This window comes from Streptomyces capparidis (assembly GCF_054782095.1).
Window position 1 is genome coordinate 48,592 of the sequence record NZ_BAAGTD010000005.1, and the last position, 20,629, is coordinate 69,220.

25 protein-coding genes are annotated in these 20,629 nt (G+C 74.2%); 15 read left to right on the plus strand and 10 right to left on the minus strand.

Going from position 1 to position 20,629, the window contains the following annotated elements; translation table 11 throughout:
• Positions 1 to 106 precede the first annotated feature (106 nt).
• Together ACYVO2_RS06210 and ACYVO2_RS06215 are read left to right on the plus strand one after the other, a co-directional pair.
• Complete coding sequence (locus ACYVO2_RS06210) at positions 107 to 1,204, plus strand: saccharopine dehydrogenase family protein (RefSeq protein WP_461006573.1); 1,098 nt, start codon at positions 107 to 109, stop codon at positions 1,202 to 1,204.
• On the plus strand, positions 1,201 to 1,830 hold the full coding sequence (locus ACYVO2_RS06215; protein WP_461006574.1) for a TetR/AcrR family transcriptional regulator: 630 nt from the start codon (positions 1,201 to 1,203) through the stop codon (positions 1,828 to 1,830). Before ACYVO2_RS06210 ends, ACYVO2_RS06215 begins: the two co-directional genes overlap by 4 nt.
• 82 nt (positions 1,831 to 1,912) lie before the next feature.
• Here ACYVO2_RS06215 and ACYVO2_RS06220 read toward each other — a convergent pair whose 3' ends face one another.
• The 3 genes from ACYVO2_RS06220 to ACYVO2_RS06230 form a co-directional block, all read right to left on the minus strand.
• Entirely contained in the window at positions 1,913 to 2,656 is a 744-nt protein-coding gene (locus ACYVO2_RS06220) for a VOC family protein (RefSeq protein ID WP_461006575.1), read from the minus strand.
• A gap of 127 nt (positions 2,657 to 2,783) precedes the next feature.
• Positions 2,784 to 3,239, minus strand: coding sequence for a Clp protease N-terminal domain-containing protein (locus ACYVO2_RS06225; RefSeq protein WP_461006576.1), 456 nt, complete (start codon positions 3,237 to 3,239; stop codon positions 2,784 to 2,786).
• A 6-nt stretch (positions 3,240 to 3,245) separates the two neighbouring features.
• Positions 3,246 to 3,449: a helix-turn-helix domain-containing protein gene (locus ACYVO2_RS06230; RefSeq protein ID WP_461006577.1), complete on the minus strand. Its 204-nt coding sequence runs from the start codon at positions 3,447 to 3,449 to the stop codon at positions 3,246 to 3,248.
• A gap of 223 nt (positions 3,450 to 3,672) precedes the next feature.
• Between ACYVO2_RS06230 and ACYVO2_RS06235 the strand changes: the two genes are divergently transcribed.
• The gene (locus ACYVO2_RS06235; protein ID WP_461006578.1) at positions 3,673 to 4,302 is read left to right on the plus strand and encodes a DUF998 domain-containing protein; all 630 of its coding nucleotides are present in this window, start codon (positions 3,673 to 3,675) and stop codon (positions 4,300 to 4,302) included.
• Positions 4,303 to 4,410: 108 nt separating this feature from the next.
• Here ACYVO2_RS06235 and ACYVO2_RS06240 read toward each other — a convergent pair whose 3' ends face one another.
• Together ACYVO2_RS06240 and ACYVO2_RS06245 are read right to left on the minus strand one after the other, a co-directional pair.
• Positions 4,411 to 5,022, minus strand: coding sequence for a dihydrofolate reductase family protein (locus ACYVO2_RS06240; RefSeq protein ID WP_461006579.1), 612 nt, complete (start codon positions 5,020 to 5,022; stop codon positions 4,411 to 4,413).
• A 434-nt stretch (positions 5,023 to 5,456) separates the two neighbouring features.
• On the minus strand, positions 5,457 to 6,044 hold the full coding sequence (locus ACYVO2_RS06245; protein WP_461006580.1) for a TetR family transcriptional regulator: 588 nt from the start codon (positions 6,042 to 6,044) through the stop codon (positions 5,457 to 5,459).
• Positions 6,045 to 6,137: 93 nt separating this feature from the next.
• On the opposite strand from ACYVO2_RS06245, the gene ACYVO2_RS06250 reads away from it, so the two are divergent.
• Together ACYVO2_RS06250 and ACYVO2_RS06255 are read left to right on the plus strand one after the other, a co-directional pair.
• Positions 6,138 to 7,181, plus strand: a complete 1,044-nt coding sequence (locus tag ACYVO2_RS06250; protein ID WP_461006581.1) for an NAD(P)-dependent alcohol dehydrogenase — start codon at positions 6,138 to 6,140, stop codon at positions 7,179 to 7,181.
• A gap of 207 nt (positions 7,182 to 7,388) precedes the next feature.
• Positions 7,389 to 7,745, plus strand: coding sequence for an STAS domain-containing protein (locus tag ACYVO2_RS06255; protein ID WP_461006582.1), 357 nt, complete (start codon positions 7,389 to 7,391; stop codon positions 7,743 to 7,745).
• A gap of 18 nt (positions 7,746 to 7,763) precedes the next feature.
• Here ACYVO2_RS06255 and ACYVO2_RS06260 read toward each other — a convergent pair whose 3' ends face one another.
• Positions 7,764 to 8,564, minus strand: a complete 801-nt coding sequence (locus ACYVO2_RS06260) for an SMP-30/gluconolactonase/LRE family protein (protein ID WP_461006583.1) — start codon at positions 8,562 to 8,564, stop codon at positions 7,764 to 7,766.
• Between the two features lie 275 nt (positions 8,565 to 8,839).
• Here ACYVO2_RS06260 and ACYVO2_RS06265 point away from each other — a divergent pair, with 275 nt between their 5' ends.
• Both ACYVO2_RS06265 and ACYVO2_RS06270 read left to right on the plus strand, forming a co-directional pair.
• Positions 8,840 to 9,250: an SRPBCC family protein gene (locus ACYVO2_RS06265; RefSeq protein WP_461006584.1), complete on the plus strand. Its 411-nt coding sequence runs from the start codon at positions 8,840 to 8,842 to the stop codon at positions 9,248 to 9,250.
• 88 nt (positions 9,251 to 9,338) lie between these two features.
• Positions 9,339 to 9,686: a VOC family protein gene (locus tag ACYVO2_RS06270; RefSeq protein ID WP_461006585.1), complete on the plus strand. Its 348-nt coding sequence runs from the start codon at positions 9,339 to 9,341 to the stop codon at positions 9,684 to 9,686.
• 428 nt (positions 9,687 to 10,114) lie between these two features.
• Here the strand turns inward: ACYVO2_RS06270 and ACYVO2_RS06275 are convergent, their stop codons facing one another.
• Positions 10,115 to 10,600: a MarR family winged helix-turn-helix transcriptional regulator gene (locus ACYVO2_RS06275; RefSeq protein ID WP_461006586.1), complete on the minus strand. Its 486-nt coding sequence runs from the start codon at positions 10,598 to 10,600 to the stop codon at positions 10,115 to 10,117.
• A 231-nt stretch (positions 10,601 to 10,831) separates the two neighbouring features.
• Here ACYVO2_RS06275 and ACYVO2_RS06280 point away from each other — a divergent pair, with 231 nt between their 5' ends.
• From ACYVO2_RS06280 to ACYVO2_RS06305, 6 genes are all read left to right on the plus strand, one after another.
• Positions 10,832 to 11,980: a PP2C family protein-serine/threonine phosphatase gene (locus ACYVO2_RS06280; RefSeq protein ID WP_461006587.1), complete on the plus strand. Its 1,149-nt coding sequence runs from the start codon at positions 10,832 to 10,834 to the stop codon at positions 11,978 to 11,980.
• Positions 11,981 to 12,111: 131 nt separating this feature from the next.
• The gene (locus ACYVO2_RS06285) at positions 12,112 to 12,996 is read left to right on the plus strand and encodes an STAS domain-containing protein (protein WP_461006588.1); all 885 of its coding nucleotides are present in this window, start codon (positions 12,112 to 12,114) and stop codon (positions 12,994 to 12,996) included.
• Entirely contained in the window at positions 12,993 to 13,397 is a 405-nt protein-coding gene (locus ACYVO2_RS06290; protein WP_461006589.1) for an STAS domain-containing protein, read from the plus strand. The genes ACYVO2_RS06285 and ACYVO2_RS06290 overlap by 4 nt, the downstream gene beginning before the upstream one ends.
• Complete coding sequence (locus ACYVO2_RS06295; RefSeq protein WP_461006590.1) at positions 13,397 to 13,843, plus strand: anti-sigma regulatory factor; 447 nt, start codon at positions 13,397 to 13,399, stop codon at positions 13,841 to 13,843. Before ACYVO2_RS06290 ends, ACYVO2_RS06295 begins: the two co-directional genes overlap by 1 nt.
• Positions 13,840 to 14,910 carry an anti-sigma regulatory factor gene (locus tag ACYVO2_RS06300; protein ID WP_461006591.1) on the plus strand — a complete coding sequence of 357 codons (1,071 nt, stop codon included), beginning with the start codon at positions 13,840 to 13,842 and terminating at the stop codon, positions 14,908 to 14,910. Before ACYVO2_RS06295 ends, ACYVO2_RS06300 begins: the two co-directional genes overlap by 4 nt.
• Positions 14,897 to 16,672: a PP2C family protein-serine/threonine phosphatase gene (locus ACYVO2_RS06305; RefSeq protein WP_461006592.1), complete on the plus strand. Its 1,776-nt coding sequence runs from the start codon at positions 14,897 to 14,899 to the stop codon at positions 16,670 to 16,672. Before ACYVO2_RS06300 ends, ACYVO2_RS06305 begins: the two co-directional genes overlap by 14 nt.
• A gap of 34 nt (positions 16,673 to 16,706) precedes the next feature.
• Here ACYVO2_RS06305 and ACYVO2_RS06310 read toward each other — a convergent pair whose 3' ends face one another.
• Both ACYVO2_RS06310 and ACYVO2_RS06315 read right to left on the minus strand, forming a co-directional pair.
• Positions 16,707 to 17,216, minus strand: coding sequence for a MarR family winged helix-turn-helix transcriptional regulator (locus ACYVO2_RS06310; protein WP_461006593.1), 510 nt, complete (start codon positions 17,214 to 17,216; stop codon positions 16,707 to 16,709).
• A gap of 161 nt (positions 17,217 to 17,377) precedes the next feature.
• Positions 17,378 to 17,986, minus strand: a complete 609-nt coding sequence (locus ACYVO2_RS06315; protein WP_461006594.1) for a TetR/AcrR family transcriptional regulator — start codon at positions 17,984 to 17,986, stop codon at positions 17,378 to 17,380.
• Between the two features lie 87 nt (positions 17,987 to 18,073).
• Here ACYVO2_RS06315 and ACYVO2_RS06320 point away from each other — a divergent pair, with 87 nt between their 5' ends.
• Positions 18,074 to 18,484: a DUF4345 domain-containing protein gene (locus tag ACYVO2_RS06320; protein WP_461006595.1), complete on the plus strand. Its 411-nt coding sequence runs from the start codon at positions 18,074 to 18,076 to the stop codon at positions 18,482 to 18,484.
• Between the two features lie 58 nt (positions 18,485 to 18,542).
• Here ACYVO2_RS06320 and ACYVO2_RS06325 read toward each other — a convergent pair whose 3' ends face one another.
• A complete protein-coding gene (locus ACYVO2_RS06325; protein ID WP_461006596.1) occupies positions 18,543 to 19,382 on the minus strand; it encodes a phytanoyl-CoA dioxygenase family protein in 840 nt (279 codons plus the stop codon).
• Between the two features lie 119 nt (positions 19,383 to 19,501).
• On the opposite strand from ACYVO2_RS06325, the gene ACYVO2_RS06330 reads away from it, so the two are divergent.
• On the plus strand, positions 19,502 to 20,521 hold the full coding sequence (locus ACYVO2_RS06330) for a LacI family DNA-binding transcriptional regulator (RefSeq protein ID WP_461006597.1): 1,020 nt from the start codon (positions 19,502 to 19,504) through the stop codon (positions 20,519 to 20,521).
• Positions 20,522 to 20,629 lie beyond the last annotated feature (108 nt).

The window sequence follows — 20,629 nt, forward strand, 5'->3', positions numbered from 1 at the left end:
GGGTACGACAGCCACCGGTCGCCCGCCCGCGGTCGGCCGCCGTGGCCGCACCCCCCTTTTCCGCCGGAGCTCGCGAATCTAGGTCGGATGACCTAAATTGGCTCTCGTGAACGACGAACTCTCCTTCGACGCCGCCGGACCGGTGCTCCTGGTCGGCGGCTACGGAACGGTCGGCGCCGAACTGGCCCGCATGGCGGCGCCCTCCTGGCCGCTGGTGCTGGCCGGGCGCACCGCCGCGCGCGGACAGGCGCCGGCCGAGGGGACCGGGGCGCGGCTGCGCCGGTGGGACCTGGGCGATCCGGCGCCGTTCCGCGCCCGGGTGCGCGCCGTGGTGCAACTGGTCAACGACCCGGAGGACCGGATCCTGCGCGCCGCGGTGGCGGGCGGGGTGCCGTTCGTGGACGTCACCCGGTGGACCGCGCGCCTCACCCGCGCGGCCACGGTCGCGGCCATGGCCGCCCCCGGGTCCCCGGTCCTGCTGTCCTCGGCGTGGATGGGCGGGGTGACGAGCCTGGTCGCCGCGCACCTGGCCGCCGTGCTCGGGGGCGCGGACACCGTCGAGGTGGCCGTGCGCTGGGACCTGAAGGACCGGGCAGGAGCGGACTCCGTGGAGTTCATGGACCGCCTCGGCCTGGACTACGAGGTGCGGCAGGACGGGCGGTGGCGGACCGTCACACCGCTCAGCGACGTCCGCCGGGTCCGCGTCGGCGACATCCCCACCCGGGTCGCCCGCGTCGACACCCCCGAGCAGTTCACCCTGCCGCTGACCCTCGGCGCGACCACCGCCGCCACCAGGATCGGGTTCAGTTCGACCGCGTCCACCTCCTCCCTGCTGGCCGTCAAACGGCTGGGGTTCTTCCGGTGGGGCCGCGGCGACCGCTTCACCCCGGTGCGGCAGGCCCTGCTGTACGCGCCGGGCGAGGGCGGCACGGCCCGCCTCCGCGTCGACGTCACCCGCGAGGGCCGCACCCGCACCGCCACCGTCACCGACCCGGCCGGGCAGGCCCACCTGACCGCCGTCGGCGCCCTGCTGGCGCTGCGCCGGGCCCTGGCCGCCGACGGCGCCCCGGCGCCGCGCGGCGTGGCCTTCCCCGAGCAGACCCCCGCCCCGCTCGACGTGCCGCGCCTGCTGCGGGAACACGGGGTCGACCTGCGCGCCGAGGGCGGCCCGGCGCGGGCCGGCGGGGAAGGGGCGGCCGCGTGACCGCCGACCCCACGCGCCCACCGCGGACGGCGGGCGGGACCGGCAAGGGCACCGAGCGCCGGGCCCGGCTGCTGGACACCGCCGAGCGGATCCTCGCCGAGTCCGGGCACACGGCGCTGACCATGCGCGCGGTCGCCACCGCGGCCGGGGTGCGACTGGGCCATCTCCAGTACTACTTCCCCTCCCGCGCCGACCTCGTCGCCGCCGTGCTCGCCCGCGCCCTGGACCGGTCCCTGCAACGCCTGGCCCCCCTGCTGGCCCCCGCCGCCGACGGCGCGCCCAGCCCCGAGCCCCTGGTACGGCGGCTGCTCGCCGAGCAGGACGACCCGCGGCTGGTGCGCACCTTCGCCGAGGTATGGGCCATGGCCGGCCGGGACGAGGCCGTCGCCGAGGCCGTGCACGGCTTCTACCGCGACTACCAGGCCCGGGTCGCCGCGTTCATCCGCTCCCGTGACCCCGGGCTGCCCGAGGAGCGGTGCCGGGCGCGGGCCGCCGTCTTCACCATGCTCGTCGAGGGCGCCTCCCTGTTCCGCTCCGGCGTCACCGCCCACCGCCACGACACCACGGACACCGAACTCGTCGCCGTCGCCGCCGCCCTGCTGGGCGGTCCCCCCTCCGATCGGTGACGACGGGCCCCAGGGGGTCTGCGCCCGCGGCGCCGGGAGGTGGGTGGGTGCCGTTCCGGGGGCGGAGCCGGGGGGCTTCGCGTCAGGGTCGGGCGAGGACGCAGAACTCGTGGCCCTCCGGGTCGGTCAGGCACGTCCAGGGGACGTCGCCCTGGCCGACGTCCAGGTCGGTGGCGCCGAGGGCCCGCAGCCGGGCCACCTCCGCCTCCTGATCGTCACCGGGGCCCGGCACCAGGTCCAGATGGATGCGGTCCGGCACGGTCTTCCCGCCGGGGGTGCGGAGGAATTCCAGGTACGGGCCGTCACCCCTGGCGGAGCGCAGCACCGCGTGGTGGTCGGTGACCTCGTGCAGGGTCCAGTCCGTCGCCTCGTCCCAGAACCGGGCCATGTCCCGCGGATTCGCGCAGTCGACGACCACCACGGCGATGGGACCGGTGTCCCGGTGCATCTCCCGAGGCTCCAGCACGCAGAACTCGTTGCCCTCCACGTCGGCGAGGACCGTCCACGGCACGTCGTCGCCCTGGCCCACGTGGGCGGGCGTCGCGCCGAGCGACCGCAGGCGCTCGACCAGCTCCGCCTGATGGGCCGCGGAGGTGGTGGCGAGATCGAGGTGCACACGGTTCTTCGTCGCCGTCTTGGGTTCCGGGACGGCGATGACGTCGATGCCGACGGTGACCGGGTCCGGCCAATCGAACCCGGCGGGTTGAACGGCGGTCGCGCCGGGTCCCGAGCCGGAAACGCCCCAGCCGAGCGCCTCCGCCCAGAACCGGCCGACCGCCGAGGCGTCGAGAGCCTTGATGTTCACCTGAACGGGTCGCAGTGTCATGTCGGCGACCCTATGCGCGCCGCGACGACATCCCCGGGTGCCGTCGCCGAACGGAGATCGACTCGCTCACCGGCGGCGGGGCCGAGCTCTCCGGCCGGAGCGCTCGGCCCCGCCGGCGCCGGGCGGGTCAGAGGCGGTCGCGTACGGCTGCGGGGGCGATGCCCAGGTGTGCCATCAGTTCCGCGGCGGGGTCGGGTCGTTCGCGGGCCAGGAGCGCCAGCAGGAGGTGGTCCGGGCCGATGCGGCGGCTGCCCGTCCTCCTTGCCTCGGCGGCACTGAGTGTGATGATCGAGCGGGCGGCGGAGGTGTGGGGGGTGCGCTTGCGCGAGGCGGGTATCGGCGCCCGCTCGATGCCCCGGACGTCGATGCCCACGACGGCCAGCGCCGCCCGGTCCAGGTCGTCGAGGGCCGCACGGGCTGCCGCCAGGTCGACGCCGAGAGCCCGTGCCGCGCCGGAGTCCCGGGCCCTGAGGACCCCGAGGAGGAAGTGCTCGGTGCCGAGGCGGCGGTCGCCGCGCAGCCGGGCCTCCTCGTGCGCCGAGGTGACCACGGCGCGGGCATCCGCTGTGAACTGTTCGAACACTGTCCCTCACTTCCCGTACTTGGCGTGCACGGACTGACGTGACACGCCCAGCGCGTCGCCGATCTGCTCCCAGGACCATCCCTGCTGCCGGGCGCGCGCCACGGCCACCGCCTCGACCTGCTCGGCCAGCCGGTGCAGCGCGCTCACCGCCCGCAGCCCTACGGCGGGGTCGTGGGACCGGAGGCTCTCGGCCAGATCTCCCGTTTCCATGGCTGTCAGTCTGGGTTGACAGAGATGACCTTGTCAACCCAGACTGACAGCCGCCCTGGCGGCGTCGCGCCGCCTTCACGCCGCCGACCTGCGTCCCCTCCGCGCGGAGCGGGCGCAGGTCGCGGATCACCGACCCTCCGGAGGAACGTTGCAGCCCACACCAGCGCGAGTCCCGCCCCGGCCGGGCGACGCGGCACGGACAGGCCGTCTGCTCGCCTGCGGCGTGGTCGCCGGACCACTGTTCGTCGTGGCCTTCCTCGTCACCGGCGCCACCCGCGCCCACTACGACCCGCTGCGCCACCCGGTGAGCTCGCTCGCCCTGGGTGACCTCGGCTGGATACAGATGGCCAACTTCATCGTCACCGGCGCCCTCGGGCTCGCCTTCGCCCTCGGGCTGCGCCGCGCCCTTCGCCCCCTGGGAGGCTCGCCCTGGGGCGTGCTGCTGGTCGGGACCTGGGCGACGGGGATCATCGGCGCGGGGATCTTCGTCACCGATCCGGTCAACGGGTACCCTCCCGGCACCCCCGACAGGCCCACCCACTACGGCAGCACACACGCCGCCCTGCACGACGGGTTCTCGCTCGCCGCCTTCCTGGCACTGGCAGCGGCCTGCTTCGTCTTCGCCCGACGCTTCGCCGGATGGGGCAACCGCGCCTTGGCGATCCACTCGGCGCTCGCCGGCGCCGTCTTCACCGCGACGTTCGCCCTGGCCAGTGCGGGTTTTGACCAGACCGAGGGACTGGTCGACCACGCGGGGCTGCTCCAGCGTGCCGCGATCGTCACCGGCTGGTGCTGGCTGAGCGTGCTCGCCCTGCACATGCGCCGGCGCCGGGCGGAGGAAGGCGGTCCGTGACCCTCTCCTCGCCGTGTCACGCCCGAGCAGCGGAGTGGACGCCGGGCGAGGGGTCGGGGCTCGCCCGGCGGGCGCTGCGGGAGTCGGGATCAGTCCGGCCCGGCGCGGCTACGCGTCGGCCCTGTAGGTCCCGTACTCGGGGAGCCCTGTCGACTCGTACACGTGGATCGCCAGTCCGCCCGGCGTCGTCCTGTGGCTCAGGAGCCGCAGGCCGACCGGGGCGCCGCCGTCCGGGAACAGACGGCGGCCCCTGCCCACGACCACCGGGGCGATGACCAGGCGCAGCTCGTCGATCAGCCCGGCGGCCAGCAGGGACTGGGCCAGCCGGCCGCTGCCGTGGATCTGCAACTCGCGGCCGGGCTGCCGCTTCACCTCGGCGACCTGGGCGGGGATGTCGCCGGACAGGATCGTGGTCGGGTCCCACTCGGCCCGGGCCAGGCTGTGGGAGGCGACGTACTTCGGCAGACCGTTGAGGATGCTCGCGAACGGGTGCTCGGTCATCTTCGGCCAGTCCCGCGCGAAGTTCACATAGGTACGGCGGCCGAACAGGAACGCGTCCGCCGCCCCGAGCCAGACGCCGGCCTGCCGTTCGAACTCCTCGTCCATGTGCGGCACGAACCAGCCGCCCCGGCTGAACCCGTCGCTGGTGTCCTCGTCCGGGGACCCCGGGCCCTGGTAGACGCCGTCCAGCGACAGGAACTCCTGTAGTACCAACCTCATCGCGCACCACACTCTCTTGGGCAGGGACGTGTCCTCCCTCCTTGGACGTCGTGCCGCGCGGAAACTCATCGGTCCGAACGCCACGGATCGGCCCCGGCGGCCCCAGCGGCCTCGGCGGCCGACCCCACCACCGCCACCGCCACCGGCCGGATGGCCTGATGAAGCTCAGCGCCGCGGTCGGTGCCACCGGGTCCCGCCGGCTGGGCGTGAGCCGTCCGCGTCCGGTCCCGGGCCTCCGCGAGAACCGATTGGCGGACGCCACCGCGCAGCCGTTCGCCGCGGAGTGGCGGGCCCGGGCCACCAGGCGGGACTCCCTCTTGGGCAGGCCGTTGACGCCATCGACGCCCCCCTGGGCTCGGGCACCCGTAGTTGTTCCAGCCGGTCACGACAAACGTGCGGTCGCGCGGCGCGGCTCACGGCGCGACGCACGCCGCTCATCCCGGGGCGACGGCGCGGCGAACGCAGTCGCGCAGCAGGGCGCGTCGCCGATCGTGTACGTCTTGGGGTTCGGTCGCGGTGGCGGCGTAGACGTTGCTCACCGGCGACCAGGCCATGGACATGGCGATGACCACGGCCATCACGTCGAAGGGGTCGCCCTGTCTGACGCGCCCGGCGGCCTGGGCCTCGGCGATGGCGCGGAGCTTGTGGTCGTCGTAGCGCTCGTGCTCGGCGACGAGGTGCCCGATCGGGCGGCGCTCCAGACGGGCCCAGGTGGCGAGGCGGATGAGGTCGGGGCGGGCGAGGTACTCGTCGTAGAGGCGCACGGCCCAGTCGGCCAGATCCTCGACGTCGATGGGGACGACGTCGGTGATGCGCTCCAGTGAGGCCAAGAAGATCGCGTCGAAGAGTTGTTCCTTGTTGCCGAAGTAGCCGTAGAGCTGGGCCTTGTTGGTGCGGGCGGCGGCGACGATCCGCTCGACGCGGGCCCCGGCGATGCCGTACTGGGCGAATTCCCGCGTGGCGGCGTCGATGATCCGCTGGTATGTCGCGGCCCCGCGAGGGCTCGATGGCTGGTCGGGCACGGCCTCGATGCTAGCAGACAGAACGGTTTGTTTGCGTACCCGGACCGGTCCGCTTAGAGTCAAATAGACCGAACGGTTTGTCTAAGGAGAGCGATGCGCACCACAGCCGGCTGGCAGGCGGACCCGACGACGCGCGCGCTGCGCCGCGCGACCCTCCAACGCCGCGACATGCGCCCGGACGACGTCGCGGTGCGCGTGGAGTACTGCGGCGTCTGCCACAGCGACCTGCACGCCGTGCACGCGCACACCGGCGACACGGACGGGGTGCTGGTGCCGGGGCACGAGTTCACGGGCACGGTGAGCGAGGTCGGCGGCGCGGTCACCGGCTTCGCCCCGGGCGACCGCGTGGCCGTCGGCAACATCGTCGACTCGTGCGGGACGTGCCCCATGTGCCGGGCCGGCCAGGAGAATTTCTGCCGCGACTTCCCGACCCTGACCTACGGTGGACGCGACCGGCAGGACGGGACGACCACCCTGGGCGGCTACTCCCGTGAGTACCTCGTGCGCGAGAAGTTCACCCACCACCTGCCCGCGGGCCTCGACGCGGCCGGAGCGGCCCCCCTGCTCTGCGCCGGCGTCACCGTCTGGGAACCCCTGCGCGCCCTGGGGGTGGGCCCGGGCAGCACGGTCGCCGTGGCCGGACTGGGCGGGCTGGGGCACCTCGCCGTCAAACTGGCCGTCGCGCTCGGCGCCACGACCTCCGTCATCAGCCGCACCCCGGAGAAGGCCGGCGAGGCACACGGCCTCGGCGCGGACGGATTCGTCGTCTCCACCGACGCCCGGCGGATGGAGGCCGTCCGGGACCGGTTCGACGTGGTCATCGACACCATCTCCGCTCCCCACGACCTGGCCCCCTACCTGCGCACGGTCGCCATGGACGGCACCCTCAGCCACCTCGGTCACCTGGGGCCGGTCACCGTGGACACCATCGACCTGCTCATCGGCCGCAAGAAGCTCAGCTCCGCCGGCAGCGGCGGGCTCCCGTCCACCGCCGCCCTGTTGCGCTTCTGCGCCGAGCACGACATCACGGCCGACATCGAACTGCTGCCGTCCTCTCAGGTGAACACGGCACTTGAGCGGCTGGAGCGCAACGACGTCCGCCACCGCTTCGTGCTCGACATGTCCGACCTGGACTGACCGGCCCGAGGCCGCTGGGCGCTCCGCCCCGGGCCGGAGAGAGCCGGAGGGGGATGATGCGCGTGTTTGGGCGGATATTCTGTCCGGGCACCGGTTGTCGGTGCCCTGCCGCCGACTCTTGATGTGCACCGCCTTCAGGTGCGGCTGCTTGCGGTCGGGCGGGCATCCACTGCCCGGTCTTCGGGGCACGAGGTAGTGGGGGCCGCCATGGCCGATGAGTTGCTCGAGTTGACCGTCTCGTACAGCGTGGGGTCGCTGGCGGTCCTGGCCGTGGCAGGGGACGTGGACCTGCACACCTCCCCGCGGCTGCGCGACGCCGCTGCGGAGCTGGTGGAGACGGGCCGGCATCATCTGGTCCTGGACCTGTCGGGGGTGGAGTTCTTCGACTCCTCCGGCATGAGCGTCCTGGTGGGCGTCTGGCGGGTGGCGCAGGCCCGGGGCGGATCGCTGACGCTGGCCGCCGTGCCCGACCGGTTGCAGCGCATGCTCACGCTGACCGGGCTGGCCGCGTACCTGCCCGCCCACCCCAGCATCGCCGCCGCGCTCGCCGCCCACCACACCTGACGCCGCCCGGGGGCAGCCCTACGGCCAGCCCGCTCCCGGTACGGCGACCTCGGTGGCGAGTACCCGGCCGGAGCCCGCCGGGACCAGCTCCGGCAGGTCGTCTCGCCACTCGGCCGCCACCATGTACAGCGTCCTGCCGTCGGGGCCGCCGAGCGCACAGGCGAACCCGCCGCGGTCCAGCGCCACCGTTCGCAGCACACGGCCGCCCTCGGCGACCCGCACGCACCGCTTGTTGGGCACGTCCGCGTACCAGACGGCGTTCTCGGCGTCGAGGCAGATGCCGTCGGGGGTGCCGTCGCCGAGGTCGGCCCACACCCGACGGCGCGACAGTCCGCCGTCGGGGTCGATGCCGAAGGCCGTGAGGCGGTGGCCGTAGGACTCGGCGACGACGAGCGTGGAGTTGTCGGCGGTCACCGCCATGCCGTTGGGGAAGGCGAGTCCGTCCGCCACCCGCCGGACCGAGCCGTCCGGGGTGACCAGGCTGACGAATCCGGGGGCGTACGCCTCGCCGGCCATCATGTCGAAGCCGATGCTGTTGACGTAGGCGTTGCCGCGGCCGTCCACGACGATGTCGTTCCAGCCCGACTTCCCGAGGTCGGCATGGGTCACCAGCGTCCCGTCCGGCTCCCGGCGCAGCAGCAGCCCTTCGGCCGACGAGACGATCAGCAGCCGGTCGTCCGGCGACCAGGCGGTGCACAGCGGAAGCGACTCCACCCGGGCGATGACCTCACCGCGGCCGGCGAGGTCCACGGCGATCACCTCGTGCGCCGACCAGTCGGAGAAGTAGAGCCGGTCGCCGTGCCACCGGGGTGACTCCACCAGACCCCGCCCCCCCAGCACGGTCCGAACCTCGGCCTCCCGCGTCCCGGTCACCCTCACCACATCCTGTTCTCGACGACGTCTGCCCGTACCGACGTACTGACCCGCGGCCGCGCGGAAAGTCATCGCCGCGCCCGCGGGCACTCGGCGGCTCCCGCGGTCGGTCGCCTCGGCGAGACCCGTGGCGGGTGTCGCCGTTCCCGGCGCTGTCCGGCCGGTCGTGCGTGTCCGATTCGTTCAAGATGACGGTGGCGGTGCCCGCTACCGTCGCTGCCATGAACAGCACCGACAGGGAATCCCGCCACCTCAGTGTCTTCATCGACCGCTCCGTCGGCGACGTCTACGCCTACGCGTCGGACCCGGCGAACCTTCCCGCCTGGGCCCACGGTCTTGGCGGCTCGATCGCGCGGATCGACGGTCAGTGGGTCGCCGAGTCCTCCCCCATGGGCCGGGTCGTGGTGGCCTTCGGGCCCCGCAACGAGCTCGGCGTGCTCGACCACGACGTCACGTTGCCCTCCGGGGAGACCGTCTACAACCCGGTCCGGGTGATCGCCCACGACTCGGGGAGCGAGGTGGTGTTCACCCTCCGCCGCCGGCCCGGGATGAACGACGCCGACTTCCGACGCGACGCCGACATGGTCACCGCCGACCTGGCCCGGCTCAAGGAGCTGATGGAGGCCGTCTAGGGCGCGTATCGAAAGTGCATGCGAGGACGGGTGCGGTGTAGTACTCCTGGAGAGCCTCGGGACACGTCTCTTCACTTGGAGTTGTTCGATGGCCGTTCGCCGTGTCGTGCCCAACGTCCAGTCGGAGGCGGTGCAGGAGAGCCGGACGTTCTACGGCCTGCTCGGGTTCGAGGAGGTCATGAATCACGGCTGGATCATGACGCTCGGCTCCCCGTCCAGCCCGGCGGCGCAGGTCAGTTTCATGGCCGGCGACAGGACCGCACCGGTCACGCCCGACATGAGTGTCGAGGTGGACGATGTGGACGCGGCCTACGAGGTCATGCGGGAGAGCGGCGCGGAGATCGTGCATCCCTTGCAGGACGAGGAATGGGGAGTGCGCCGGTTCTTCGTCCGCGACCCCAACGGCCGAGTGGTCAACGTGCTGGGCCACCGCTGAGGCCCATCCCGGCCTTGGGCGAGGGCGCTGGTCACAGCCCTTCGCAACAGCCGTCCCGGCCGGGCCCACTGCGCATCCGTCAGGTCCCCACGCGGCCAGGAAGCGAGGACATCCCACCTCGAGATTCACTTTCGATACGTGCCCTCGCCCGTACCGGGAAGAGGGCGCCGGGCTCAGGGCCTCCGCGGAGCCGTTCGGCTCGCAGGGCCGTGGCCCGCCGAATGACGCGGCGGGCCACGGCCCTGTTCCGTCGTGGGCGTGGCGGCCGTTCGGTGCGGCCCCGTCGCCGGTGTCCCTCCGTCGGGGAAGACATCGAACGCATAGTTGTCGTTTGACAATTGTAGTCGTGGGGCAACAAAGTAGCCGTGTCGGACCGCGCGGGGAGGGAAGGGGAATGTTCCGGTGGACCCGCGCCCCGGCGTGGCGCTTCAGGCGCTCTGGCTGCCGGGGTCCTGGACGTCGTCGTGTATCTGCGTCGTCGCCGCGGCGCAGAAGGCTTCCAGCCCCTCCAGCAGAGCGGTGCGCTTGGCCGCGGGCATCAGGTCCAGGACGGCCCGCAGCTCCCGCTGCCTGCGCGTGCGCAGGTCCGCCAGGAAGGCGCGGCCCCGGCTGCTGAGGCGCAGGCACACCTCGCGCCGGTCGGCGGGGCTCACCACGCGTTCGACGAGGCCGGCGGCCTGGAGCCGGTCGCACAGCCGGCTGGTGGACGGGGGCGTGGAGGCGAGGGAGTCGGCGAGGGTGCGCAGATTGATGCCCTCGTGGTGCTCGAGGGTGAGCAGGACGCGCAACTGGGAGGCGGAGGCCGGCGCGGTCGAGGCCCGGCCCCACAGGACTTCCAGCAGCTCCGCGGCCGTCGAGGTCACCCGCGCGACCTCGTCGGGCGTCGGGCGGCGGTGGATGGAAGTCACGGTCACGCTCTCAAGGTGCTGGGAGGGCCACCAGCGTACTAGGGCCTGTCGTCGAATCCCCGTCCGCCCCGCGGCGACAGGCCTGGAGGCATGCGAGCCGGGCCGGAAGGGCTGAGGCGGGCGAGCCGGTCGGAGAGGGCTTCCGGCGCCCGGCGCGGCTGAATCGAGCGGCGGCGGGCACCAGCGAGGTGACAGTGTCCGGCGAGAGATTGGTGAGTTCGTCACGTGAAGAGATTTGTGGCCGCCGAACGTGCTCTGCGGACGGCGGCGCCCCACGAGTTGCTCGACGCTGTCCGCGGTGTACTGATCGAGCAGTACGCGGCGGAGTCCGTCGAGCTCTTCATGGCCGACTACGGCCTGAGCGTGCTCCAGCCGGTGTCGGTGCTGCCGCACACCCTGGAGCCGGTCTCGGTGCACGACAGCCCGGCCGGCCGGGCCTTCGGGGCCCAGGCGCCGTTCGTGCAGGCCGAGCGGGACGGTTCGGTGCGTGTGCACCTTCCGGTCACCGTGCGCGGCGACCGGCTGGGCGTGCTTTCGGTGGCCCTGCGGGACGAGGAGCAGGCGCACCGCGATCTGGACGAGCTGGCGCAGATCGCGGACGTGCTCGCCCACGAGGTGATCGTCGCCGAGCGGGACACCGACCTCTACCTCCAGGCACGCCGCAGGGACCGGCTCACCCTGGCCGCCGAGATGCAGTGGCAACTGCTGCCCGGCCGCTCCTGCAAGCGCCCGGAGTACGAGCTGGGCGCGCAACTGGAGCCCGCCTACGCGATCTTCGGTGACAACTTCGACTGGTCGGCGACCGCCGACCACCTGATGCTGTACGTCTCCAACGGCATGGGCGAGGGCATAGAGGCCTCCCTGCTGACGAACCTGGCCCTCAACGCCCTGCGCAACGCGCGCCGGGCCGGCATCCCCATCGCCGACCAGGCCGCCCTGGCCGACCAGGCCGTCTACGCCCACTACCGCGGCCGCTGCTACCTGTCGGTCCTGATGCTGGACTTCGAACTGGCCACGGGACGGGCCTGGGTGGTGGACGCCGGGTCGCCGCAACTGCTGCGGCTGCGCGGCGGAACCGTGGAACGGATCTCCTTCGACGCCCAGTTGCCGCTGGGCATGTTCGAGGAGACCGACTACGTGGCGCAGCAGTTCCAGGTGGAGCCCGGGGACCGGCTGGTCTTCGTCAGCGACGGCGTCCACGCGGTCGCCTCCCCCGGGGGCGAGGCGTACGGGGAGGCCGCCCTGGCCCGGGCCATCACCGCCACCCGCCTGCTGCCCGCCGCCGAGGTCCCGCGCGCCCTCCTGCGGGAGCTGACCGGCCACCGCGGCCGGCCGGCGCCGGACGACGACGCCCTGGTGGTCTGCCTGGACTGGCGCGGACGCTGACCTGCGGTGACGGCCGCGCGGCGGTCCGGGAACGACGAGCGTGTGTTGTTGGCACCACGCCCCGGGGCTACTGTTGCCATAGGGCAACGATCGTCCCGGGCGGGCCGGTGGTCCTGCGCAGAAGGGTATCGATGCGGGTGTTGGACCAGGATGCGGCGCGGCGGGTGGGGGTCTTCCTCCAGCGGCGCCGGGAGCAGATCGCCCAGCGCTGGGCCGACGCCACACTGTTCCGCACGGTTTTCACCGTCTCCCGGGACGAGGCGGTGGAGGCCTGCAAGGCCGTGGTGGACGCCCTGGCCGAGGTGGCGGCGTCCGGGCAACCGGAGGCCGTGTCGGCGCCCGGTTTCACCGCCGTGCGCGAGCAACTGGGGCGCACGGCCGCCTCCCGCGCGCACATCGGCACGAGCCCGGCGCAGATCGCCGACGAGGTCGCCGCGCTGCGCGCGCCCACCGCCGACCTGCTGCGCGGTGAGTTCCCGGATCCGGCCGACCCGCTGGCCCAGGAGAGCCTGCTGGCGCTGACCGTGCTGATGGGCACCCTGCGCCTGGTGGTCATGGAGACGGCGCTCGACGCGGGCGAGGAGCTCATCGAGCGCCAGCGCCAGCAGTTGCTCGAAGTGGCCACCCCGGTGATCAGGCTGTGGGAGGGCGTCGTCGCGGTGCCGCTGATCGGCACGCTGGACAGCGCCCGCAGCCAGGTGGTCATGGAGAGCCTGCTGGACGCCGTGGTCGAACAGCGCGCCCGCTACGCCATCCTGGACATCACGGGTGTGCCCACGGTCGACTCGCTGGTGGCCCAGCATCTGATGAAGACGGTGGCCGCCGCCCGGCTGATGGGCGCCGAGTGCGTCGTCTCCGGTATCCGGCCCGCGATCGCGCAGACCATCGTGCACCTGGGCATCGACCTGGGGACGGTGCTCACCCGGGCCACCCTCGCCGATGCCCTGGCGTACGCGCTCGCCCAGCAGGGGATCCGCGTCTCCCCGCGCGCGGACGCCATGGCGAGCCGCCCGTGAGCAGCCCCTCCGCCGGTCATGTGGTCCCGGTCCTGCCCCTGGGGGACGCCCTGCTGGTGACGTTGCAGGGCGAGCTGCACGACGGCATGGCCGAGCAGCTCCAGGAGGACGTCGCCCGGGCCGTCGCGCGCGGCGGAGTGACCGGCCTGGTGATCGACATCTCCGGTGTGGACACCGTGGACTCGTTCCTGGGCCGCGTCCTGGCCGAGATCGCCGCCGGCGCCCGGCTGATGGCGGCCCGCACGGTCCTGGCCGGGATGCGCCCCGCGGTGGCGATCACGCTGGTCGAGCTGGGGCTCACCCTGCCCGGTCTGGACACGGCCCTCGATGTCGCGCGGGCGCTGGACGTGCTCGGCCGGCCCGCGCCGACGGCCGATCACGGGCGGGACGGGAGGACGTGATGGCGGCCTCCCGGCCCGCCGCGAAGGTCAGCGTGCCCATCGGCTCGGACGCGGATCTGGCCTGGGTGCGGCAGCGGGTGCGACAGGCCGCGGCCGAGCTCGGATTCGGCCTGGTGCAGCAGACGAAACTGGTGACGGCGGCCAGTGAACTGGCCCGCAACACCCTGGTCCACGGCGGAGGTGGGCACGTGGAGATCGCTCCCGTGGAGAGGGGGGCCACCCGTGGACTGCGGCTCACCTTCACCGACACGGGCCCCGGCATCCGCGACCTGGATCTGGCGATGACCGACGGCTACACCACGGGCGACGGGCTCGGCCTGGGACTGAGCGGGGCCAAGCGGCTGGTGCACGAGTTCGCCGTGGACACCGCGCCGGGCCGCGGCACGACCGTCACCGCCGTCGCCTGGGTGCTCGCCGTCCCCGCGTCCCGCCGGGGGCCGGAATGAGCCGGGTGTGGGACGTGCCGGTGCACGACTCCACGCGGGTGCGGGACGTCCGGGTGGCGGCCGAGGAGGCGAGCGCCCGGGTCGGTCTCGGCCCGCGGCGCACGGCCGCGGCGGCCCTGGTGGCGACCGAGTTGGCCACCAACCTGCTCAAGCACGCGGGCGGCGGCCGCATGGTGATCGGCCTCGTCGAGGAGCCGCCCGCGAGCGGCGGCGCCCGCCGGGCGGCGGTGCAGCTCTGCTCCCTCGACCACGGCCCCGGCATCCCCGATGTCGCGGTGGCCATGCGCGACGGCTACACCACCACGGGCTCCTCCCTCGGCGCGGGGCTGGGTAGCTGCGCGCGCACATCCAACGCGTTCGACCTGCACAGCGTGCGCGGACGGGGAACCGTCGCCACGGCCCGCATCGAGCGGGAACGGGCCCCGCGGCAGGCGCAGCTCCCGCCGGGTCCCCGGGTGGGGGGCGTCAACGTGCCGCTCGACCGGGCCCGGCACTCCGGCGACGCCTTCGGCTGGACGCGCTCCGGTCCGCGCCTGACCCTGATGCTCGCCGACGGTCTGGGGCACGGCGCCGGGGCCGCGGCGGCGTCCACCGCCGCCGTCGAGGAGCTGCACCGGGCCGCGCACCTGCCGCCCGCCGACATCCTGCGCCGCCTGAACACCGCGCTGCGCCCCACCCGCGGCGCCGCCGTCACCGTGGCGCAACTGGACACGGACGCCGGGGTGCTGCACTGCGCCGGGGTCGGCAACGTCGCCGCCCGCGCGCTCACCGCCGGCACCTGGCGGCCCGTGGTCTGCCGGCCCGGCATCGTCGGCGCGCACTTCCCGGCCACCGTGCGCGTGGAGCAGGTGCCGTGGGGGGCGGACAGCCTGCTCGTCCTGCACAGCGACGGGCTGCCGAGCCGCTGGTCGCCACCGCGGGACGAGCACCTGCTCGCCCGGGACCCGGCGGTGGTGGCCGCGGTCATCCTGCGGGACGCCAGCAGCCCCGCCCGCCCCGTACGCGACGACACCAGCGTGGCCGTACTCGCCCCCGACCGCCGGACCCCTGCGCATGCCCATCCCTGACGTCTGGAAGATCGCTTCGACGGCCGACGCCGCCCGGGTCCGCGCCCGGCTGGCCCGGCTCACGGCCGAGGCCGGCGTCCCCGCGCTCGACCGGGCGCGTTTCCTGGCCGCGCTGACCGAGCGGCTCACGCGGTGTCTCGGCCGGGGCGGGGCGGAGGTGTCCGTCACCGTCGAGCAGCCCACCGCGGACGCCGGCGGGCACCTGCACATCGCCCTGCGCCCGGCCGGCCGTCCGGCCGGCACGGCGTGGTGGCGGTCCACGCTGGTGTGCCCCGCTCCCGTCCGCCTGCCGCGGGCGGGCCTGGCGGGGACCAGCGGCGCGGAGTTGGCCGAGGCCCTGTTGGCCGCCGACGAGGACACCGCGTCGGTCCTGGCGGCGCTCACCGAGAAGGAGGCGCTGCTGCGCCTCCACCGCGAGGAGCTGCACCAGACCAACCAGGGCGTGCTGGCGCTGCACGCCGAGCTGGAAGCCGCCGCCGCGGTGCAGCGCGAACTGCTCGACGCGGAACGTGCCGCGCGGGCCGAGGCCGAGAACGCGCGGCGGCTGCTCACCTTCCTGGCCGACGCGAGCGCCGCCGTGTCCGCCTCCCTCGACCAGGACGACATCGCCCGGGGCCTGACCGGGCTGCTCGTCCCCGAATACGCCGACCACGTCGACGTCTGGCTCTTCGACGACGACCGGGCGTCCGGCAACGGCGGGCGCCCGGCCGCCGCGGTGACCGCGGCCCGCACCGGGCGCCCCCAGCACGCGGCCGCGCACCCCGGCGGCCTGCCCGGCGTCGACGACCTCCCGCCGTCCGTGCTGGCCCCGGACCGCCCGCTGCTGTGCATCCCGCTGATCGCGCACCAACTGCTGGGCGTCCTCACGCTGACCGCGCCCGGTTCCCGCTTCGAGCCCGACACCTGCGTGATGCTGATCGAACTGGCCCGGCACGCGGCCGGCGCCCTGCACAACGCCCGCCGCTACGAACAGCACCGGTCGGTCGCCGAGGCCCTGCAACGCGCCCAGCTCACCGACCTGCCCACCACCGAGGGCGTGCACCTGGCCGCGCAGTACCTGCCGGCCACCCGCGGCCTGAACATCGGCGGGGACTGGTACGACGCCTTCGTCCAGCCCGACGGCAGCCTGCTCGCCGTCATAGGGGACGTCACCGGGCACGGGCTGCACGCGGCCGTGGTGATGGGCCAGTTGCGCACCGCGCTGCGCGCCTACGCCGTGGAGGACGACAGCCCCGCCCGCATCCTGACGCGGCTGCACCGCCTGCTCCGCCACCAGCAGCCCGATCTGTACGCGACCGCCGCCATCGCCCGCCTGACGCCCGGCGACCCCACCCTCGTCTGGGCCGCCGCAGGGCACCCGCCCGCCGTGGTCCGGGCCCCCGACGGCACGGTGCGGGTCCTGGACACCAAACCGGGCGTCATGCTGGGGGTGCCGATCCCCTACGAGTACCAGGACCACGCCCTGGACCTGCGGCCCGGCTCCACCCTGGCCCTGTACACCGACGGCCTGGTCGAGCGGCGGTCCGAGGGGATCACCCCGGGCATCGACCGCCTCGCCCGGGCCCTCGCCGCGTTGACCGCGGTGGACCTGGAGGACCTGGACTCCTCCGCGGAGTCCCTGCTCAAGGGGCTCCTGCACGACTCCGAGCGCGACGACGACGTGTGCGTCCTGCTGTGCCGCACCGGCCCCGAGTCCCCGTCCCCTCCCGCGGACCGCGGACCCGGGGAGCACGGCCCCAGGTCGAGCCCGGTCATCGCCTGACCGCCGCGGACACCCGGCGCCTCGGGCCCGCAGGTCACCGCGGGGTGCCGCTCCCGCCCGTCCAGTGCGGCGGCGCGCCCCCGCTCGCGAGGAAGGCCCGCAGACCGCGCCGCAGCGCCGCCAGCTCGGCCGGGTCCATCGCCGCCAGGGCGACGGCGAGGGCCTGCGTCCGCCGTGCGGCCACGTCCCCCAGCACCCGCCGTCCGTGCGCGGTGAGGCTCAGCCGCACCTCCCGGCGCCGGTGCGGGTGCAGCCCGCGCTCCAGCAGTCCCGCCGCCTCCAGCCGGTCGCACAGCCGGCTGGCGGTGGGCAGCCCTATGTCCAGGCGCTCCGCCAGAGCGGTCAGGTTCAGCTCCGGCGCCGCCTCCAGCGTCCGCAGGGCCCGCAACTGATGCAGGGACAGCCGCATGGCCGCCTCCTGCGCCGCCAGCGACCACAGGTCCGTCAGGCTCTCCACGGCGCCGGCGATCTCGCGCGCCACGGCCTCCGGGCTGTCGCGCGGCCGCTCCGCCTGCTCATCGCCGAGGCCGCCGTGGTGGGTCACGAGCGCATCACTTTCCGTAAACTCCGCGTACCGGTACCGCCCTCATCCCAACGCTGTACCCGAACACCCGGAAGGCAAGCCGCCCACGGCGGGGCAGCCTCCCGGCCCGCGGCCCGGTTCGCGGATCCGGGAGTCGTCGGGGTGCGGCGGTGGACTGCTCGTCAGCGGGGCCAGTCCGGGGCGGGGTCCTCGGGGAGCAGGGGGCGGATGGCGCCCAGCGCGGCGCCGACGCACACGTCGCGCAGTTCGGTGCGGGTGCAGGTCTCGTTGGTGAGCCAGTCGAGGCAGAGCACCTGCACGAACACCAGCCAGCTCTTCAGGACGCCCGACACGGCGTCCCGGGTGCCGTCCTCGGCGAGCGGGAGCACGCCGAGCAGCCCCTCGCGCAGGGCGTCGAGTTCCTCGGCGATGATCGTCTGGACCAGGGGGTCGCCGGCCAGGACCCGGTTCGCCGCCAGGACCGTGTTGCGGTTCTCCGCGAAGTACTCGATATGGGCGTCCAAGCCCTCGGTGAGCTGCTCGATCAGGGTGTCGGCGGGGTCGAGCCGGGTCTTGGCGAGCAGTTGGTCGGCCACCTGCTGGTAGAGGGCGGCGAACAGGTCCCGCTTGCTGGGGAAGTGCCGGTAGAGCAGCGCGCGGGAGACTCCGGCGCGTTCGGCGACGTCCTCCATCAGCACCTCGTCGTACGGGTGCGCGGCGAAGAGCCGTGCGGCGACGGCGAGGAGCTGGGCGCGGCGTTCTGCGGGGCTGAGTCGCTGACGGGGAGACACGGGACGCCATTTTACTTGACACATGTCTACTATCCGACCGTAGTGTGGTGTACACGTGTCTACCAGTGGTGAGGGGGCGGGCGGACCGTGGTCAGAGTCAAGGTGCTCCGAGGTCTCGTACTGGCGATGGGGTACGCCTGCGTGGCGATCGGGCTGTTGCACGTGCTGCTGGGGAACGCCGCGGTCCCGGGCGCGGGATCGGCCGGCCCGACGGTCGACAGCCTCGGCCGCTTCTTCGGCGCGGTCTTCGCCGGGTACGGCCTGGCCTGGCTCTGGGCGGCCCGGCAGTCGCCGATCCCGGCGACGGTGGTCCGCTGGCTGACCGGGGTGTTCCTGCTGGGTGCGGTCGGGCGGCTGCTGTCGCTCGCCGTGCACGGGTGGCCGCACCCGTTCCAGGTGGCGCTGACCGTCGTCGAACTGGCGCTGCCGCCGGTGCTCTTCGCGCTCGCGGACGCCGGGGAGAGGGCGCTCCGCCCGGTCCCCGCGGGCAAGCCGTGACCCGGCGCCGCGGGCGACCGCGCCGCGGCGTCAAGCGCGGCGCCCTTCCGCCACGCGCTCAGGCGTCGCCCATGACCAGGCCCTCGATGGTGTGCTTCTGCACGATGGGCGCGAGCGAGTCCACCACGGGGCACGCCAGGTGGTCGCGGACGCGTCGCGGCAGCGTCGCCCAGTAGCCGCGGGTGACGGCCATGTCGTGGCGCTCCGCGTTGTCCGCCTCGGGTCCGTCCACGCCGAGGACGACCACCGGGCGGGCCTTGTCCGAGCGGTTGGCGGTGCCGCGGTGGACGGTCAGCGCGCTGCGGGCGGAGATGTCGCCCCGCATCGGGTACTTGCGCACGGCCCGCTCCTGGTAGCGCCCGTACGACGACCGGGGCGGGAACATGCCGTGGGCGAACTCGGGCCCGTCGTCCCACTGCGTGCCGGGGGCGATCTCGAAGGGGCCCATGTCCTCCTCGGTGTCGACCGTGGTGAGGTTGAACGCCAGCGAGGTCAGCCGCCGCTCGCGGCGGGTCTCCTCGGGGCTGGGGAAGTCCCGGTGCCACGGCTGGTCCACGGCGCCGGGGAAGGGGATGTCGAAGCCGAGCTCGACGATGCGGTGGTCGGGGCCCAGCACGGCCTCGCACACGCCGCGCACCCAGGGGTGGTCGACGAGGCCGACGAAGTCGGTGATCTGCTCGGGGTGGATCTCGGCGTACCACCGGTCGGGGCCGCGGCCGACCGCGCCGCCCTCCCGGCCGCGCGCCTCCTCGAAGGCGGCCATCACCTCCCGGCCGAGCCGGTCGATCCACTCCGTGGTGAACGCGCCCCGGCGCGCGGTGATGCCGTCGCGGTGGAGCGCCTCGACGTCCGCCGTCACGTCCGGGGCCGCTCCGTCGCATGCCGCGCGCCTGGCCATCTCCTGCCTCCTGTGGTGTCGGGAACGCCTCCCGGGCATGCTGCAATCGATGCATGCAACGTTGCAAGAGGGTGGACGCCACTGTCTCGGGCCGACCTGGTCGTGCGAGGATGCCGCGCGTGGGAAGCAGGTTGAAGGACGTGGCCGCGCGCGCGGGCGTCTCCGTGCGCACCGTCTCCAACGTGGTCAACGGATCCGCACCGGTCGCCGAGAGCACCCGGCGCCGGGTGCAGGAGGCCCTGGACGAGCTCGGCTACCGGCCCAACCTCGCCGCCCGCAGCCTGCGCGCCGGCCGCACCGGCATCGTCGGCCTGCTCATCCCGGAGATCCACTCACCGTACTTCGGTGAGCTGGCCGGCCTCCTCGTGGACGCGGCGCAGCGGCGCTCCTGGACCGTCCTGATCGACCAGACCCGCGGCAGCGCCGACGGCGAACGCCGGCTGCTCCAGGGCACCGGCGGCCGCGTGGTGGACGGCCTCATCATCAGCCCCTGGGCGCTCGCCCCCGCCGAACTGCGGCGGTACGCGGGGAGCACGCCCATGGTGCTGCTCGGCGAACGCGACCCCGACCACGTCGCGGACCACGTCGCCGTCGACAACGTCCGCGCCGCCGAGGAGGCCACCGCCCACCTGCTGGCGCTCGGCCGGCGCCGCATCGCGGCCCTGGGGCTCCAGCCGCACCTGCGCAACGGCACCGCCGAACTGCGCAGGCGCGGCTACCACCGCGCGCTGCGCAACGCCGGTCTGGAACCCGACCCCGCGCTCGAGGTGGCGGTGCCGACGCTGCACCGCGCCGCGGGCGTCGACGCCATGGCCGAACTCCTCGACCGCCCCGGGCCCGCGCCCGACGCCGTCTTCGCCTTCAGCGACGAACTCGCCCTCGGCGCCCTGCACCTGGCCCGCACCCGCGGCCTGCGCGTTCCCGAGGACCTCGCGGTGGTCGGCTTCGACGACATCGAGGACGGCCGCTACGCGGCGCCGACGCTCACCACCGTCAGCCCCGACAAGGCGCAGATCGCCGAGCAGGCGCTGCTGTGCCTGTCCGACCGCGTCGCCGGCCCGCGCAGCGCGGTGCCGCCGCGATCCGTGGTCGTGCCCCACCGCCTGGTGTGCCGCGGCACCACCGCGGGCGCCGCCTGAACGGGCGCGGGGCGCGCCCCACCCCGGGACCGGGCCGGGCTGTGCCGTGACCGGCCGCGGGTCCGGGCGGGATTTCGCTTGACCCGGACCGGGGGCGGCGCTGCACTG